The organism is Streptomyces sp. NPDC091682, assembly GCF_044756625.1.
Taxonomy (GTDB): Bacteria; Actinomycetota; Actinomycetes; order Streptomycetales; family Streptomycetaceae; genus Streptomyces.
Genome location: NZ_JBIVTH010000007.1, coordinates 230,584 through 247,147, shown reverse-complemented (window position 1 = coordinate 247,147; position 16,564 = coordinate 230,584). Strand labels below are relative to the sequence as shown.

15 protein-coding genes are annotated in these 16,564 nt (G+C 73.0%); 9 read left to right on the top strand and 6 right to left on the bottom strand.

Going from position 1 to position 16,564, the window contains the following annotated elements; all coding sequences use genetic code 11:
• Positions 1-14: 14 nt before the first annotated feature.
• The 3 genes from ACIQK6_RS18470 to dnaG all read left to right on the top strand — a co-directional run bounded on the left by ACIQK6_RS18470 (position 15) and on the right by dnaG (position 4,668).
• Positions 15-1,340 (top strand): deoxyguanosinetriphosphate triphosphohydrolase, encoded by a 1,326-nt coding sequence (locus ACIQK6_RS18470; protein WP_329102242.1) that lies wholly within the window; start codon positions 15-17, stop codon positions 1,338-1,340.
• Between the two features lie 93 nt (positions 1,341-1,433).
• On the top strand, positions 1,434-2,708 hold the full coding sequence (locus ACIQK6_RS18465; RefSeq protein ID WP_329102241.1) for an FAD-dependent oxidoreductase: 1,275 nt from the start codon (positions 1,434-1,436) through the stop codon (positions 2,706-2,708).
• A 34-nt stretch (positions 2,709-2,742) separates the two neighbouring features.
• Positions 2,743-4,668, top strand: coding sequence for a DNA primase (gene dnaG / locus ACIQK6_RS18460; RefSeq protein WP_329102238.1), 1,926 nt, complete (start codon positions 2,743-2,745; stop codon positions 4,666-4,668).
• A gap of 13 nt (positions 4,669-4,681) precedes the next feature.
• Here dnaG and ACIQK6_RS18455 read toward each other — a convergent pair whose 3' ends face one another.
• Positions 4,682-5,128: a gamma-glutamylcyclotransferase family protein gene (locus ACIQK6_RS18455; RefSeq protein WP_329102236.1), complete on the bottom strand. Its 447-nt coding sequence runs from the start codon at positions 5,126-5,128 to the stop codon at positions 4,682-4,684.
• A 259-nt stretch (positions 5,129-5,387) separates the two neighbouring features.
• Here ACIQK6_RS18455 and ACIQK6_RS18450 point away from each other — a divergent pair, with 259 nt between their 5' ends.
• Positions 5,388-5,930, top strand: coding sequence for a hypothetical protein (locus ACIQK6_RS18450; protein WP_329102234.1), 543 nt, complete (start codon positions 5,388-5,390; stop codon positions 5,928-5,930).
• Positions 5,931-6,059: 129 nt separating this feature from the next.
• A complete protein-coding gene (locus ACIQK6_RS18445) occupies positions 6,060-6,716 on the top strand; it encodes a class F sortase (protein WP_329102232.1) in 657 nt (218 codons plus the stop codon).
• Positions 6,717-6,765: 49 nt separating this feature from the next.
• Here ACIQK6_RS18445 and ACIQK6_RS18440 read toward each other — a convergent pair whose 3' ends face one another.
• From ACIQK6_RS18440 to ACIQK6_RS18430, 3 genes are all read right to left on the bottom strand, one after another.
• Positions 6,766-7,542, bottom strand: coding sequence for a TSUP family transporter (locus tag ACIQK6_RS18440; RefSeq protein ID WP_202201645.1), 777 nt, complete (start codon positions 7,540-7,542; stop codon positions 6,766-6,768).
• Between the two features lie 36 nt (positions 7,543-7,578).
• A complete protein-coding gene (locus ACIQK6_RS18435; protein ID WP_329102229.1) occupies positions 7,579-7,872 on the bottom strand; it encodes a hypothetical protein in 294 nt (97 codons plus the stop codon).
• Positions 7,873-7,943: 71 nt separating this feature from the next.
• The gene (locus ACIQK6_RS18430) at positions 7,944-9,239 is read right to left on the bottom strand and encodes a ferric reductase-like transmembrane domain-containing protein (protein ID WP_402695094.1); all 1,296 of its coding nucleotides are present in this window, start codon (positions 9,237-9,239) and stop codon (positions 7,944-7,946) included.
• A 157-nt stretch (positions 9,240-9,396) separates the two neighbouring features.
• Between ACIQK6_RS18430 and ACIQK6_RS18425 the strand changes: the two genes are divergently transcribed.
• The 3 genes from ACIQK6_RS18425 to nirD are packed head-to-tail and all read left to right on the top strand — an operon-like array spanning position 9,397 to position 13,500.
• Entirely contained in the window at positions 9,397-10,644 is a 1,248-nt protein-coding gene (locus ACIQK6_RS18425) for an FAD-dependent oxidoreductase (RefSeq protein ID WP_329102224.1), read from the top strand.
• Between the two features lies 1 nt (position 10,645).
• A complete protein-coding gene (gene nirB / locus ACIQK6_RS18420; protein ID WP_402695093.1) occupies positions 10,646-13,171 on the top strand; it encodes a nitrite reductase large subunit NirB in 2,526 nt (841 codons plus the stop codon).
• Complete coding sequence (gene nirD, locus ACIQK6_RS18415) at positions 13,168-13,500, top strand: nitrite reductase small subunit NirD (protein WP_327385484.1); 333 nt, start codon at positions 13,168-13,170, stop codon at positions 13,498-13,500. Before nirB ends, nirD begins: the two co-directional genes overlap by 4 nt.
• Positions 13,501-13,519: 19 nt before the next feature.
• Here nirD and ACIQK6_RS18410 read toward each other — a convergent pair whose 3' ends face one another.
• Positions 13,520-13,927, bottom strand: a complete 408-nt coding sequence (locus tag ACIQK6_RS18410) for a VOC family protein (RefSeq protein WP_030010766.1) — start codon at positions 13,925-13,927, stop codon at positions 13,520-13,522.
• Positions 13,928-14,222: 295 nt separating this feature from the next.
• Here ACIQK6_RS18410 and ACIQK6_RS18405 point away from each other — a divergent pair, with 295 nt between their 5' ends.
• Entirely contained in the window at positions 14,223-15,383 is a 1,161-nt protein-coding gene (locus tag ACIQK6_RS18405; protein WP_402695092.1) for an alkaline phosphatase PhoX, read from the top strand.
• Positions 15,384-15,541: 158 nt separating this feature from the next.
• Here ACIQK6_RS18405 and ACIQK6_RS18400 read toward each other — a convergent pair whose 3' ends face one another.
• Positions 15,542-16,540, bottom strand: coding sequence for a winged helix-turn-helix domain-containing protein (locus ACIQK6_RS18400; RefSeq protein ID WP_329102216.1), 999 nt, complete (start codon positions 16,538-16,540; stop codon positions 15,542-15,544).
• Positions 16,541-16,564 lie beyond the last annotated feature (24 nt).

The window sequence follows — 16,564 nt, the reverse complement described above, 5'->3', positions numbered from 1 at the left end:
GTTACCGTCTTTGCATGGAAGGCACCACGCACGCCCTCACCGACGACCACCACGGCCGCTACGACGCGGCCGACACCGAACGCTGGGCCGCCGAGCCCGACAAACGGCCCGGTCGGACCGCCTTCCAGCGCGACCGCGCCCGAGTGCTGCACTCGGCGGCGCTGCGCCGCCTCGCCGGGAAGACCCAGGTCGTCACGCCCGGCAGCCGTTCCTACGACTGGGACGCGAGCCCCCGCACCCGCCTCACCCACTCGTTGGAGTGCGCCCAGGTCGGACGGGAGCTCGGCGCCGCGCTCGGCTGCGACCCCGACCTCGTCGAAGCCGCCTGCCTCTCCCACGACATGGGCCACCCGCCCTTCGGCCACAACGGCGAGGAGGCGCTCAACGAGTTCGCCAAGGACTGCGGCGGCTTCGAGGGCAACGCCCAGTCGCTGCGCCTGCTGACCCGTCTGGAGCCCAAGCGGTTCGTGCCCGATCCGGCGAGCGGGGAGCTCGTCAGCGTCGGCCTCAACCTCACCCGGGCCTGCCTGGACGCCGCCACCAAGTACCCGTGGGCGCGCGGGGACCACCCCACCGACCCCGACTCGGTGAAGTTCGGCGCGTACGAGGACGACCTACCGGTCTTCGCCTGGCTGCGCCGCGGCGCGCCCGCGGACCGCAAGTGCTTCGAGGCCCAGGTCATGGACTGGGCGGACGACGTCGCGTACTCCGTCCACGACTTCGAGGACGGCCTGCACGCCGGCCACCTCGACCCCAACATGCTCTACGCCGAACCCGAGCGCACGGCGATCTGGCAGGTGGCCATCGGCCGGTACGTCCCCGCCGACACCGCGCCCGAGGAGCTGCGGGCCGCCCTCGACCGTTTGATGGAGCAGGATTGGTGGCCGCACGGGTACGACGGTTCGGCGCTCGCCCAGTCCCGGTTGAAGGACGCGACGAGCCAGCTAATCGGCCGGTTCTGCCTGGCCGCAGAGGGTGCCACCCGTGAGGCGTACGGCTCCGGCCGCCTCACCCGGTACGGTGCCGAACTGGTGATCCCGCGCGAGGCGCGCAACGAGTGCGCGGTCCTCAAGGCCGTCGCCAATCTGTACGTGATGCAGCGCGACGAGCAGGAACGGATCCGCGCCGACCAGCGCATCGTCCTGGCCGAACTCGCGGAGGCGCTGAGCGCCCGCGCGCCCGAGGGGCTGGACCCGCAGTTCCGGGCGATCTTCGACGCGGCCCCGGACGACAAGGCCAGGAAGAGGGCGGTCATCGACCAGATCGCGTGCCTCACGGACGCATCCGCCCGTTCCCTTCACGCACGCCTCACCCGGCGCGGCCGACGCGCCGAAAGGTGAGCTGATCGAGCCACTCCCCCTTCACGCGGCAGGCTCGGTGCGGGACGCTCGCATGTGCTCGCATGTGGCGGCGAGGTTATGAGGAGGCATCAGGTGGTCGACGCACACCGGACGTTCGTCATCGTCGGAGCAGGGCTCGCCGGGGCGAAGGCGGCCGAAACGCTGAGGTCTGAGGGGTTCACGGGGCGGGTGATCCTGATCGGCGACGAGCGCGACCATCCCTACGAACGCCCCCCGCTGTCCAAGGGCTACCTGACCGGCAAGGACGACCGGGAGAGCGTCTTCGTCCACGAGCCGTCCTGGTACGCGGCCGCCGACATCGAGTTGCACCTCGGCCAACCCGCCGTCCACCTCGACCGGGACGCCAAGAAGGTGGTCCTCGGCGACGGCGCCGTCCTGCACTACGACAAGCTGCTGCTGGCCACCGGCGCCGAGCCGCGCCGCCTGGACGTCCCCGGAACCGGCCTGGCCGGGGTGCACCACCTGCGGCGCCTCGCGCACGCCGAACGGCTGAAGGGCGTACTGGCCGGGCTCGGCCGGGACAACGGGCACCTGCTCATCGCCGGCGCCGGATGGATCGGGCTGGAGGTGGCCGCCGCGGCCCGCGGCTACGGTGCCGAGGTCACCGTCGTCGAGCCGGAGGCCACCCCGCTGCACGCGGTGCTCGGCCCGGAGATCGGCCGGCTCTTCGCGGACCTGCACGCCGATCACGGGGTGCGGTTCCACTTCGGGGCGCGGCTGACCGAGATCGTGGGCCACGACGGGATGGTGCTGGCCGCCCGTACGGACGACGGGGAGGAGCACCCGGCGCACGCGGTGCTCTCCGCGATCGGGGCCGCCCCGCGGACCGCGCTCGCCGAGACCGCCGGGCTGGCCCTGGTCGACCGGGAGCACGGCGGCGGGATCGCGGTGGACTCCTCCCTGCGCACCTCCGACCCGGACGTCTACGCGGTCGGGGACGTGGCCGCCGCCCACCACCCGGTGCTCGGGACCCGGCTGCGGGTGGAGCACTGGGCCAACGCGCTGAACGGCGGGCCGGCCGCCGCGCGGGCCATGCTGGGCCAGGAGGTCGGCTACGACCGGGTGCCGTACTTCTTCTCGGACCAGTACGACGTGGGCCTGGAGTACTCGGGGTACGCGCCGGCCGGCGGCTACGACCAGGTGCTGATCCGCGGTGACGTGGGCAAGCGGGAGTTCATCGCCTTCTGGCTGTCACAGGGGCGGGTCCTGGCCGGGATGAACGTGAACGTGTGGGACGTCACCGAGCACATCCAGGCCCTGATCAGGTCGAAGACCCCGGTCGACCGCGAAGCCTTGGCGGACCCATCCATTCCGCTTGACTCCCTGGTGCGGGCCGAGGGGGCCTGACCGGATTGCCGGCGCCCGGCCGTAGACTTCACGGGTGGCAGGACGGATCAACGACGACGACGTGAAGGCGGTACGGGACGCGGTCCCGATCGACGCCGTGGTCTCCGAGTACCTCCAGCTACGGAACGCGGGCGGCGGCAACCTCAAGGGCCTGTGCCCCTTCCACGACGAGAAGTCCCCGTCCTTCCAGGTCAGCCCCAGCAAGGGGCTCTACCACTGCTTCGGCTGCCAGGCGGGCGGGGACACCCTCGACTTCGTCATGAAGATCGACCACCTCTCCTTCTCGGAGGCGGTCGAGCGCCTGGCCGGCCTGGCCGGCATCACCCTGCGGTACGAGGAGGGCGGCTACACCGCAGGCACCAGCGGCCGCGGCGACCGCATCCGGTTGGTCGAGGCGCACAAGGCCGCCGCCCAGTTCTACGTCGAGCAGCTGGGCGGCCCCGAGGCCGAGATCGGCCGCAAGTTCCTGGCGGAGCGCGGCTTCGACCAGGCCGCGGCCGCGCACTTCAGCGTGGGCTACAGCCCGGCCGGGTGGGACCACCTGACCCGCTTCCTGCGCGGCAAGGGCTTCACCGACAAGGAGCTGATCACCTCCGGGCTCGCCCAGGACAGCCGCAGCGGCAAGCCGATCGACCGCTTCCGCGGCCGGCTGATGTGGCCGATCCGCGACATCAGCGGCGAGGTGGTCGGCTTCGGCGCGCGCAAGCTGCGCGACGACGACAACGGCCCGAAGTACCTGAACACCCCCGAGACCGCGATCTACAAGAAGTCCCAGGTGCTGTACGGCATCGACCTGGCGAAGAAGGAGATCGCGAAGACCTCCCGGGCCGTGGTCGTCGAGGGCTACACGGACGTGATGGCCTGCCACCTGGCCGGGGTCACCACCGCGATCGCGACCTGCGGCACCGCCTTCGGCGGGGACCACATCAAGATCCTGCGCCGGCTGCTGATGGACAACGCCACCGCCGAGGTGATCTTCACCTTCGACGGCGACGCGGCCGGCCAGAAGGCCGCCCTGCGGGCCTTCGAGGACGACCAGAAGTTCGCCGCGGAGACCTCGATCACCATCGCCCCCGGCGGCATGGACCCCTGCGACCTGCGCCTCGCGCAGGGCGACGCGGCCGTGGCCGGCCTGGTGGAGGCCCGTACGCCGCTGTTCGAGTTCGCGCTGCGGCACATCGTCGCCCGGCACAACCTGGAGAACCCGGCGGGCCGGGCGGCCGCCCTGGACGAGGCCGCGCCCGTCGTCGCCAACATCAAGAACATCGCGATCCAGCACGAGTCGGCGGTCCAGCTGGCGGGCATGCTGGGCATCCGCGACGAGCAGTTCGTGGTCAAGCGGGTCGCACAGCTGGCGCGCTGGGCCCGCGAGCGCGGCCAGGGCGACGGACCGCAGGGCGGCCGGCCCGGCGGGAAGCCGCAGCGGGGCCGCCCGTCCTACGAGGACGTCCCCGCGCCCCCGGCCCAGCCGGCCGGGGGCCCCGCGCTGAACCTGCGCAGCCCGGCCCACCGCACCGAGCGCGAGCTGCTGAAGCTCGCCCTCCAACGGCCCGCCCTGGTCTCCCCCGCCTTCGACGCGTACGGGATGGACGAGTTCACCGCCCCGCCCTACGCGGCCGTGCGCCAGGCGATCCTGGACGCGGGCGGCGCCTCGCTCGGCACGGAGGACTACCTGGCGCGCGTCCGCGAGGCCGCCCCGAACGACACCGTGCGCGCGCTCGTCACGGAGCTGGCGGTCGAGGCCATCCACGCGAAGACGGTGGACGAGATGTACGCGGGGGTCCAGCTGGTCCAGGTGCGGCTGCGCGCCGTCGACCGCCGGGTCCACGAGATCCAGGGCACGCTGTCACGGCTGGGCCCGCAGGCTCCACCGGAACAACTGGCGGCCGTCCAGGAGGAGCTGTGGGTGCTCCAGCAGTACGGCCAGCGGCTGCGCAACCGCGGCGCCGAGGGCCTGTAGCCGTAGCCGCAGGTCACCGGCGCTTGAACCAGTCGCCACCGGGGATCTCGGTGCCCGATTCCCGCAGGTCGCGGGCGATCAGCGGGGCCGCCAGGTAGACCCAGGCCCGGACCGTGGTGCCGTCGGGGCGCAGGGCCGGGCGGGCGATCCGGTCGTAGACGTTCCCCGGGCGGCCCGGGCCCCCGTACTCCTCCAGCTGGTCCAGCGCGGCCAGCAGCTTCCCGTACGCGCCCGGCGCCGCCGTGATCAGCTCGCCGACGACCGCCGCGCCAGGACGGTGGACCGCGTACGGATAGCCGGGGCCGTCGAAGAGCGCGGCGTCCGGGAGGACGGCCGGCTCCTCCGAGGCCGTGCGGCCGCGCAGGAAGAGGTCGTGGTTGACCTCGCCCGGGCGCAGGGTCCCGTAGACGAAGAACGGGAGCGGATCGCTCGGGTCCGGTAGCCGTTCGACCGATGTCACGGGGCCCTCCCTCAGCAATGGCGCGACGGTGCGCGGGCCGGGCCGGACGCCCCGGCCTCCCCGCGCCCACCACCGTACGCACCACCGGAGTCACCCGGACGGCGCGGGGTCCTCCGATGACCGCGGTACATGCGTTGAGCTGCGAAGACGACCCCCGGTCGGGCCTCAGACAGGCACACCTGACGGAGCATCAGCAGGCGCGCGGCGGGCGGGCCGGGTTTCCTCGGAAGCACGACCCCGTGTCTCCAGGAGAGTCCCCATGCGCCGACGTACCGCACACCTGTTGACCGCGACCGCGCTGACCGCCGCCGCGTTCACCGGGCCGGTCGCCGGCGCGGTCGCCGCCGCGGACCTCGGCGTGGCGGGCTTCGCACCCGGGGACTTCGCGCCGCTGGAGGTGTGGCCCAAGTCCGCCGCCCCCGGCGCCACCGTCACCGTGAACACCACCGCCTGCGGCAGTGGCAGCCATGCGGACGGCGATGCCACCACGGTGGGCGGCGGCCGGTTCAAGCTGGTCCCCGGCACCCACAAGGAGGTCGTCGTGGGCCAGTTCCAGATCGCCCGGGGCACCCGCGGCGGCACCTACGCCATCGGCGCGACCTGCGCGAACGGCAAGTTCGCCACCGGCAACCTGATCGTCACCGAGCGCGGCCCGCAGGGCCACGTCAACACCGGGGTGGGCGGTGGCACGACCACCACCACCGACCCCGCCAAGATCGCGGCGGGGGCGGCCGTTCTGGCCGCTGCCGCCGTCGGCGGTACCTGGCTCCTGCGTCGCCGGGCGAGCGGCACGCGGAGCTGACGGACGCCCACCGCGGCTCCGGCTGCGGTCCGACCGGTACCGTCCCCCGTCGCCCGCCCCGCGAGGTCCCCCCGTTCGCGGGGCCGGGCGACGGCCAGTCACCCCGAAACGGAAGCCGAGGGGGTACGCATGGGTGGCGATTTCGGTGGCGCGCGGAACCGGTTCCCCCGCACCCCCACCGCCCGCCACGGCGGACTCGTCGCGCTCGCCGCCTGTGTCGGCATCTGGCTCGTGACCAGCGGTTCGCGTGAGCCCGTCGGACCGCCGCTGCCCTCCCCCGCCGAGTCACTGACCGCCGCCGGCGTGGTGGGCCCCGGGATCGCCCCGCTCCCCGGTTCCCCGCCGGCCCGGATCCGGATCCCCTCCATCCGGGTCGACGCCCCGCTGACCGGGCTCGGCCTGGATCCGCGCGGCAGTCTCGAAGTGCCGCCGCCGGACCGGCGCGACCTGGCCGGCTGGTACCGCGACGGCACCACCCCGGGCGCCACCGGCACCGCCGTCATCGCCGGGCACGTGGACGACGCCGCCGGGCCGGGGGTCTTCTACCATCTGGGCGCGCTGCGCCGCGGGGCCGCCATCGAGATCCCGCGCGCGGACGGCCGTACGGCGGTGTTCACGGTGCACGCGGTCGAGGTCTACGACGCCAAGGCCTTCCCCGACACCCGCGTGTACGGGCCTTCGGCGCGCGCCGAGCTGCGGGTGATCACCTGCGGCGGCGGCTTCTCGCCCCGCACGGGCTACCGCGGCAACGTGGTGGTCTTCGCGCACCTCACCGGGACGTACTAGGTGTACGGCCCCGGTAGTTCCTGGCCGGCGGGACGGTTCCTAGCGGCTCCTAGCCCCACTGCTCGAAGCCGAGCTTGAGCACCAGCGCGCCCACCACCGTCAGCAGCACGCCGCGGACGAAGCCGCTGCCCTTCTTGAGCGCCATACCGGCCCCGATCATGCCGCCGGCCAGGTTGAACACCGCCATCAGCGCGGCCAGCTGCCACAGCACCATGCCCTGGTAGGCGAACATCGCGAGCGCCCCGGCGTTGGTGCAGCAGTTCACGATCTTGGCGGTGGCGGAGGCGGTGACCAGGTCGAGGTGGAGCAGTGCCGTGAGCGCGAGCACCAGGAAGGTGCCGGTGCCGGGCCCGATGAGGCCGTCGTAGAAGCCGATGCCCAGGCCCGCGAGCCCGATGGCGAGCAGTACCCGCTGCCGGCTGACGGGCGCGGCGGAGGGCGCGGTGCCGAAGCCCGGCTTGAAGATCACCACGCCCGCGACGATCACGAGGACCACCATGATCAGCGGGCGGAGGGCGTCCTTGCTGATGCCGCCCGCGAGCGCCGCGCCGCCCATCGAGCCGGCGAGCGCGGCCAGGCCGATGCGGACGGCCAGCTTCACGTTGACCGGGGCCTTGCGGGCGTACGTCACGGCCGCCCCGGCGGTGCCGACGATGGCCACGGCCTTGTTGGTACCGAGGACGGTGGCGGGGTGGGCGTTCGGCAGGCCGAGGAGGAGCGCGGGCAGGAGTAGCAGGCCGCCGCCGCCCACCACCGCATCGATCCAGCCGGCCGCAGCCGCGGCCACGCACAGGACGATGATCATCGTCGTTGATATGTCAGGCACGAACCGACCCTATGGAGCTGTCGGTGCAGTGACCATTCAATTCCCTGAAACTTGCGCAAAGGTTGAGCTTTGCCGGGCCGGGACCCGGTCCGGGGCCACCGGAGCGGCCGGGTCCACGGCCGCCGTCAACACGGTCGCGGCCAGCACGCTGACCGCCCCCAGCCCCGCCGCCAACCGCTGCGCGGGCGGTACGGAGGTCAGCACGGCCAGTGCGGCCCGCACCGGCGAGGGGCGCCGCGGCTTGCGGTGCCGGGCCACGGCCACCGCGGCTGCCGCAGGAGCCTCGGCGCCGACGGGTACGGACAGGGCGACGTGCAGCGGGTGACGCATGGGGCGGTGACTCCTCGGGGAACGCGGGGAACACGGGGAAACACGGGGATCGCGGGCCGTGGGCGCCCGGCTCAGAAGCTGAAGCACTCCGCATGGATGCGGCCGGCCGGCACCCCGGCCCGCAGCAGCGCGGCCCGGGTCGCCTCGGCCATCCCCGGCGGCCCGCACAGGTACACGTCGTGCTCGGCCAGGTCGGGCACCAGCGCGGCCAGCGCCTGCGGGGCCAGCGGATCGTAGGCCCCGCCGGACGGCCCGAGCAGGTAGTGCAGACCGGCCTGCCGCTCGGCGGCGATGGCCTCCAGCTCGGCCCGCAGCACGAGGTGCTCCTCGCCCCCGGCCCGGTAGAGCAGGGTGATGTCCCCCGGCCCCCCGGGCAGCGTCTCGAACAGGGCCCGCATCGGGGTGATCCCGACCCCGCCCGCGATCAGCAGCACCTTGGGGCGGGTGCGCCGGGCGGCGGTGAGCGCGCCGAACGGCCCGGTGGCCAGCACCCGCGTCCCCGGGCGCAGCCGGCGGACCCGGCGGGAGTGGCCGCCGAGCCCCTTCACGGTGATCCGCAGGGCGTTCCCGCGGACGGGCGCGGACAGCGAGAACGGCAGGGCGGTGTGCCACAGCCCCCGCTGGAGGAACCGCCAGCGCAGGAACTGGCCCGGCTCCGCGCGCAGTTCCGCGAGGTGCTGTCCGTAGATGACGACGGATACCACCCCGGGCCCCTCGCCCCGGACGTCCGCGACCCGCAGCGCGTGCCGCAGGGCCTGCCGTACGGGAACCACGGCGCGGTACCAGAGCAGCAGGACGGCGACCACGGTGTGGGCGAGCGCCCAGAACCAGGCGACCGCGGCCAGATCGGGCCCGGCCAGCTGGTGCCCGAAGGCGAGGACGACGGCGAGGTGGACAAGCAGGTGCACCCCGCGCCAGGTTTCGTGCGGCACCCGGCGGCGTACCGCCCGGGCGGAGGTCACGCCGACCGCGGCCAGGAGGACGGTCCCGGTCGCGGCGGCGGCGAGCGCGGGGTAGCCGAGCAGCTCCGAGGCGGCGGAGACCACGTCGATCCCCTCGTGCACGGCGTATCCGAGCAGGGCGAACAGCCCGTGCCCGAAGACGAGCAGCAGGACGTACCGGCCGCCGAGGGCGTGCCAGCGGGCGAGCCGGTCGGCGCCGACCCCGTGCTCGACGGCGGGCACCCGGGCCATCAGGAACACCAGCACCAGCACCCCGTACCCGGCGAGCAGACCGGACAGGTGCGCGGCGGTGGCGAACAGTGCGTCGGGCCGGGCCGAGGGCCGCACCTGCGCCGCCCAGAGCAGGACCACCACCCCCGCACCGCCCAGCATCCCGCCCCTGACCCGCACCACCGCATTCCGCATACGGATCACGCTAAGGGCGCAGGTGACGGCCCTGACGACCTTTAAGGCCGCCTTGAGGAAGGCCTCACTGACCCTTAACCCGGGCGCTGAGGTCGGCGTTCCGTCCGGGTAACAGAGGCGATGCCGTGGGGAAACAGCGGCCCCGCACGCTCGTGGCATGACCTCGGACCAGCGTGTGGTGGTGATCGGCGGCGGCCTCGCGGGCCTGCGGCTCGCGCAGCGGCTCGGCCCGGCCGCGGCCGTGACCGTCCTCGGCGAGGAGAGCCACGCGCCGTACAACCGGGTCCTGCTCGCCGAGGTCCTCGCGGGCCGGTACGCCCCGGAGGTGACCGCCCTGCCGGCACCCGGCCCGGCGCTGCGGCGCGGGGTGCGGGCGGTGCGCGTGGACCGTGCGGAGCGGGTCGTGCACTGTGACGACGGCTCGGTGGCCCCGTACGAAACGCTGGTGCTGGCCACCGGTTCGAACGCGGTGCTCCCGCCGCTGCGCGGACTGTTCGCACCCGGGGGGCGGGACCTCCCGGACGGGGTGCACGCCTTCCGCACGATGGAAGACTGCCTGGCGCTGTCGGCGGCCGTGCGGCCCGGGGTCCGCGTGGTGGTGATCGGCGGGGGCCTGCTGGGCGTCTCGGCGGCCCGTGCCCTCGCCTCCCGGGGGGCGCAGGTGGTCCTCGCCCAGCAGGGCGAGCGGCTGATGGAGCGCCAGCTGGACGCGGACGCCTCCGCCCTGCTGCACGCGCACCTGACCTCGCTCGGCGTCGAGATCCACACGGAATGCCGGGTCCGCGGGCTTACGACCTCGTCCGCACCGCTGCCGGGGCTGCAGCGGGGCGGGGGCACTCCGCGCAAGGTCACCGGGGTCGATCTCGCCGACGGGTACAGGATGGCAGCCGACATCGTCGTGCTGGCCTGCGGCGTACGCCCCCGCACGGGCCTCGCCCAGGCCGCCGGACTGGAGGTCCGCAAGGGCATCGTCGTCGACGACCACCTCCGTACCGGCGACCCCCGCATCCACGCCATCGGCGACTGCGCCGAGCACGCCGGCCAGGTGTACGGCCTGGCCGGCCCCGCCCTGGAGCAGGCCGACGCCTTGGCCGCCACCCTCACCGGCCGGCCCACCCCCTACACCGGCACCCGCGCCCTCACCCGTCTCACCCTGCCGGGCGCGAAGGGCTCCCTCGATCTCGCCGCCTTCGGCGAGACCACCCCCCTGCCCGGCGACGACGTGGTCCGCCTCGCCGACGCCACCCGCCGCACCTACCGCAAGGTCGTCCTGCGGGGCGACCGCCTCGTCGGCGGGGTCCTGCTCGGCGAGCTCTCCACCGTGGGGGCGCTCGCCCGCACCTGGGAGGGCGAGGAACCACCGCACGACCTGTTCCACCTGCTCACCGACGACGGAGGCCACTGACATGTCCGAGCCCCTGCCCACGATCGTGCTCATCGGGCACGGCATGGTCGGCCAGCGTTACCTCGAGGCACTCGCCGAGCGCGGGGCCACCGCCACGCACCGGATCACCGTGCTCTGCGAAGAGCCCCGGCCCGCCTACGACCGCGTGCACCTGACCTCGTACTTCTCCGGCAGCACCGCCGAGGACCTGTCCATGACGCCCGCCGGGTTCATGGCGGAGCACGGCATCGCCCTCCACCTCGACGACCCCGCCGAGCACATCGACCGGGCCGCCCGCACCGTCACCTCCCGGTCCGGTCAGGTGTTCCCGTACGACGTCCTCGTGCTGGCCACCGGCAGCTATCCCTTCGTGCCTCCGGTCCCGGGCAAGGACGCCCCCGGCTGCTTCGTCTACCGCACGATCGAGGACCTGCTCGCGATCGAGGAGTACGCGAAGACCAGGAGCTCCGGCGCGGTCGTCGGCGGCGGTCTCCTCGGCCTGGAGGCCGCCGGCGCCCTCCAGGGGCTGGGCCTGGCCACCCGCATCGTCGAGTTCGCCCCGCGCCTGATGCCCGTACAGGTCGACGAGGGCGGCGGCGCGGCCCTGCTGCGCACCATCGAGTCCATGGGGCTGACCGTCCACACCGGCGTCGGCACCCAGGAGGTGGTGACCGGCGCGGACGGCCACGTCAGCGGAATGCGACTCTCCGACGGCTCCACCGTCGACACCGACCTTGTCGTCTTCTCCGCCGGCGTCCGCCCCCGCGACCAGCTGGCCCGCGACGCCGGACTGGACGTCGGCGAGCGCGGCGGCATCGCGGTCGACGCCCGCTGCCGCACCTCCGACGCGCACGTCTACGCCATCGGCGAGTGCGCCCTCGCCGTCGACGGCCGGGTCTACGGCCTGGTCGCCCCCGGCTACGAGATGGCCGAGACGGCCGCCGACGACCTGCTGGGCCGTGCGAAGGAATTCACCGGAGCCGACCTCTCCACCAAGCTCAAGCTCCTCGGCGTGGACGTGGCCTCCTTCGGCGACGCCCACGGGGCCGCCCCGGACAGCCTCGACGTCGTCTGGTCCGACTCACGCTCCGGGGTCTACAAGAAGCTGGTCGTCTCCCCCGACGGCGTCCTCCTCGGCGGGGTGTTGGTCGGCGACGCGGACTCCTACGGGCTGCTGCGCCCGCTCACCGGAAGCGTCCCGCCCTTGGCCCCCGAGCAGCTGGTGCTGCCCGCCGGGGTCGGCGCCCCGGTCGCGCTCGGCCCGTCCGCGCTCCCCGACCACGCGGTGATCTGCTCCTGCCACAACGTCACCAAGAAGGCCATCGCCGCCTGCTCCACCCTGGCCGAGGTCAAGAAGTGCACCAAGGCGGGCACCGGCTGCGGCTCTTGCGTCAAGGTGATCGGGCAACTGCTGCCCGCCGCCACCGACAAGGGGCTGTGCGGCTGCTTCCCCTTCACCCGGGCCGAGCTCTACGAGATCGTCCGCACCCGCCGGCTCACCTCGTACGAGGAGATCCTCGACGGCCACGGCCGCCCGGAGGCCCGCGGCGGCGACGGCTGCGAGGTCTGCAAGCCCACCATCGGCTCGATCATCGCCTCGCTCGCCCCGACCCTCGGCGCGAGCGGCTACGTCCTGGACGGGGAACAGGCCGCCCTCCAGGACACCAACGACCACTTCCTCGCGAACATGCAGCGCAACGGCTCCTACTCGGTCGTCCCGCGCATCCCCGGCGGTGAGATCACCCCCGACAAGCTGATCGTGATCGGCGAGGTGGCCCGCGACTTCGGCCTCTACACGAAGATCACCGGCGGCCAGCGGATCGACCTCTTCGGCGCGAGCGTGGACCAGCTCCCGCGGATCTGGGCCCGGCTCGTCGACGCCGGGTTCGAGTCCGGACACGCCTACGGGAAGGCCCTGCGCACGGTGAAGTCCTGCGTGGGGCAGACCTGGTGCCGCTACGGGGTCCAGGACAGCGTCCGGATGGCCATCGACCTGGAGCTCCGCTACCGGGGGCTGCGCGCCCCGCACAAACTCAAGTCGGCGGTCTCGGGCTGCGCCCGCGAGTGCGCGGAGGCGCAGAGCAAGGACTTTGGCGTCATCGCGACGGCGAGTGGCTGGAACCTGTACGTCGGCGGCAACGGCGGCGCCACCCCGCGCCACGCCGACCTGCTGGCCCAGGACCTGTCGGACGCGGAACTGGTCCGGCTGATCGACCGGTTCCTGATGTTCTACATCCGCACCGCCGACCGGCTGGAGCGGACCTCCACCTGGCTGGAGCGGCTGGAGGGGGGCCTGGACCACCTGCGGGACGTGGTCGTGCACGACTCGCTGGGGCTGTGCGCGGAGCTGGAGGCCCTGATGGCCGACCACGTGGCGCACTACCGGGACGAATGGGCCGAGACCCTCCAGGACCCGGAGCGGCTGCGCCGGTTCGTGTCCTTCGTCAATGCGCCCGGCGCCCCCGACCCGACCGTGAAGTTCGTTCCCGAGCGCGACCAGGTCAAGCCCGACCTGGCCGTCCTGACCATAGGAGGAGCCGTCCGATGACCGTGGAACTGCAGGTTGCGCAGGGCTGGCTGACGGTGTGCGAGCTGTCCTCGCTCATCCCCGGGCGCGGGGTGGCGGCGCTGCTGCCCGACGGGAGCCAGGCCGCGGTGTTCGTCGACCGCGCGGGGCGCCCGTACGCCATCGGCAACCAGGACCCCTTCACCGGGGCGCACGTGCTCTCGCGCGGGCTGGTGGGGACGGCGGGGGGCCGGCCCTTCGTGGCTTCGCCGCTGCTGAAGCAGCGCTTCGACCTGGAGTCGGGGCGCTGCCTGGACGACGAGGAGACGGTGGTCCGGACCTACCCGGTGCGGACCGCCGTGACCTCGTGACCCCGTGCGGGTGACGTCGTCAGCCCTGGACCATCGACGGGTCCATCCACATGATCTCCCAGGTGTGACCGTCGAGGTCGTCGAAGGCACGGCCGTACATGACGCCGTGGTCCTGGGCCGGCCGGGGCTCGGTGGCGCCGGCCGCCAGGGCCCCGTCCACCAGCTCGTCGACCGCGGTGCGGCTCTCGGCGCTCAGACAGAGCAGCACCTCGGACGTCTTCGTTGCGTCCGCGATCTCCTTGTGGGTGAAGTCCTTGTAGCGGGCCTCGGTCAGGAGCATCGCGACGATGGTGTCGCTGATGACCATCGAGGCACAGTTCTCGTCGGTGAACTGGGCGTTGAAGGAGTAGCCCAGCTTGCTCCAGAAGGCCTTGCTGGCGTCCAGGTCCTTGACCGGCAGGTTGACGAAGATCATGGTGGCGGACATCGAGGTCCCTCTTCTCTCGTGTGTAGCGCTCGGTGCGTGCGGCTCGGTGCGTGCTGCTCGGTGCTTTCGAGAGGTAGACCTCGGGTCCCCGGGAAACTCATCGCTCTCCCGGAAGTTTCTTCGCGGAAAGTGCCGTGGTGCGCCGCGCCACGCCGTGGCCGGCGGATTGCACGTTGAGCGGTCGCTCGTGCGTCACGGGGAGTTGGCGCCGCGGCAACTGGCACCTCCTAGGTTCCTCCACGCGTGCGACCCCGCGTCCGACCGGCCGCGGGGCCTTCCTCCCACAGGAGTGACCGTGGAACGTCGTACCTTCCTGCGCGGCGCAGTGATCGGTTCGTCGGCCGCCGCCTTCGGCGGCACGTTGATGCACGGGGCCGCCTACGCCGCCCCCGCCCAGCCGGGTGCCGGACCCTACGGGGCGCTCGGCGCGGCCGACGCCAACGGCATCATGCTCCCCAGCGGCTTCACCAGCCGGGTCATCGCCCGCTCGGGCCAGACCGTCAGCGGCACCTCGTACACCTGGCACGACGCCCCCGACGGCGGTGCGTGTTTCGTCGACGGCTCGGGCTGGATCTACGTGTCCAACTCGGAGATCAACCCCTCCGGCGGTGCGAGCGCCGTCAAGTTCAACTCCTCCGGCACCGTCACCGGCGCCTACCGCATCCTGTCCAACACCCGGCAGAACTGCGCGGGCGGCAAGACCCCCTGGAACACCTGGCTGTCCTGCGAGGAGGTCAGCCTCGGCTACGTCTACGAGACAGACCCGTACGGGGTGAACGCGGCCGTGCAGCGGCCTGCGATGGGCCGGTTCAAGCACGAGGCGGCCGCCGCCGACCCGGTGCGCCAGGTGATCTACCTGACCGAGGACGAGACGAGCGGCTGCTTCTACCGCTTCGTCCCGACCACCTGGGGCAACCTCTCCTCCGGCACGCTCCAGGTCCTCAAGGCCGGCACCGCCACCTCCGGCTCCTTCACCTGGCAGAACATCCCGGACCCCGACGGCTCCCCGACGGCGACCCGCAGCCAGGTCTCCGGGTCGAAGAAGTTCAACGGCGGCGAGGGCTGCCACTACGCCAACGACACGGTCTGGTTCACCACCAAGGGCGACAACCGGGTCTGGCAGCTGAACCTCACGAACAACACCTACGAGCTGGCCTACGACGACTCGCTCGTGCCCGGCGGCGCGGCCCCGCTGACCGGCGTCGACAACGTCACCGGGTCCTCGTACGGCGACCTGTACGTCGCCGAGGACGGCGGCAACATGGAGATCTGCGTGATCACGCCGGACGACGTGGTGGCGCCCTTCCTGCGGTTCACCGGCCAGTCCTCCTCCGAGATCACCGGCCCGGCCTTCTCGCCCGCCGGCAACCGGCTCTACTTCTCCAGCCAGCGCGGTACGAGCGGCAGCTCGTCCGGCGGCATCACCTACGAGGTGACGGGCCCCTTCCGCACCTGAGCCCCCACCCTTCCAGCCCCGCCAGGGGGGCACCTCCCGGCGGTAGCCGGGGGCGTTTGAGGCGCGGGGGCCTCCGGGCAGCGCCCCCGCAACGGACCGGCACCCGCACGACCGGCCGCACCCCCACGGGCAACCCCGCAGGGGTGCGGCGGCCGCGTTCACGAGGCCACCGCCCCACCCTTCAGCAGCGCGGCCCCCAACGGCGTCACCGTGTGCAGCACCGCGTTCCCCCGCCGCAGCGTGGTTACCAGCCCCGCCTCCCGCATCACACAGGCGTGCTGGCTCGCGGAGGCCAGCGAGACCCCGGCCCGGCGGGCCAGCTCGCTGGTGGTCGCTCCGTCCCCTATGGCCCGCAGCACGACCGAGCGGGTGTGCCCGACCAGCTTGCCCAGGGTGCGCTGGCGCTGCTCCTCCACGGGCCGGGCCGCCTCGCCGCCCGCGGGCGCCGAGGCCAGCTGCGCGGCGGCCGGGTAGACGAGCACGGGCGGTAGCTCCGGATCGTGCAGGGTCACCGCGGTGCGCCGGCAGAAGAAGGACGGCTGGAGCAGCAGCCCGCGCCCCCGCAGCCGTACGTCGCGGTCCACCGGGTAGTCGCACTCCAGCACCGGAGCCCGCCAGCGCAGCATCGGCGGCAGCGAGTCCAGCAGTTCGTCCGCACCGCCGTCCAGCAGGGCCCGGCCGCGCGCCGCGCGCTCGGCTTCTATCTGGGCCTGTATGTGCGTCCAGTACGGCTCCACGGCGGCCCGGTGGTACGCGCGGAGCTCGCCCATGAGCCGTGGCAGCTGCTTGTCGCCGCCGTCCATGAACTCCCGTAGCCGCGGCGTCATCGGCGCACCGGCGCCCAGCAGCTGCAGCTCGCGCCGCATGCGCTCGGAGCGGATCCCGCGCAGCGCGTCGAGGCCCACGTCCCACCCGTACTGCCCCTCCACAGGGGTCAAGAAATCGGGGAAATAACCACGACTCGGTATGAGCATACCGAGCGTGCGTGTTTCACTATTCAACCTGCTCCGGGTTTCCGTACGCCATTCACCGAACAACCGGGCATCGCGCCGGTCCCTTAAGCGGTGAAAGCTCAGAATCGTTTCCCACAACGCATCGGGACGCCCTGCCATCCGTACGCGTGCCAGGTCCACTCCAGTGAAATGGATACGCAGCACCGAACCCCCACCTGTGCAACCGCA

Bases quoted from the DNA above. Each gene is read 5' to 3' on its own strand.
- ACIQK6_RS18470 (WP_329102242.1), top strand. From the start codon at position 15: ATGGAAGGCACCACGCACGCCCTCACCGACGACCACCACGGCCGCTAC.
- ACIQK6_RS18445 (WP_329102232.1), top strand. From the start codon at position 6,060: ATGGGTGGCGATTTCGGTGGCGCGCGGAACCGGTTCCCCCGCACCCCC.
- ACIQK6_RS18430 (WP_402695094.1), bottom strand. From the start codon at position 9,239: ATGCGGAATGCGGTGGTGCGGGTCAGGGGCGGGATGCTGGGCGGTGCG.
- ACIQK6_RS18425 (WP_329102224.1), top strand. From the start codon at position 9,397: ATGACCTCGGACCAGCGTGTGGTGGTGATCGGCGGCGGCCTCGCGGGC.
- ACIQK6_RS18410 (WP_030010766.1), bottom strand. From the start codon at position 13,927: ATGTCCGCCACCATGATCTTCGTCAACCTGCCGGTCAAGGACCTGGAC.
- ACIQK6_RS18435 (WP_329102229.1), bottom strand. From the start codon at position 7,872: ATGCGTCACCCGCTGCACGTCGCCCTGTCCGTACCCGTCGGCGCCGAG.
- ACIQK6_RS18450 (WP_329102234.1), top strand. From the start codon at position 5,388: ATGCGCCGACGTACCGCACACCTGTTGACCGCGACCGCGCTGACCGCC.
- nirB (WP_402695093.1), top strand. From the start codon at position 10,646: ATGTCCGAGCCCCTGCCCACGATCGTGCTCATCGGGCACGGCATGGTC.
- nirD (WP_327385484.1), top strand. From the start codon at position 13,168: ATGACCGTGGAACTGCAGGTTGCGCAGGGCTGGCTGACGGTGTGCGAG.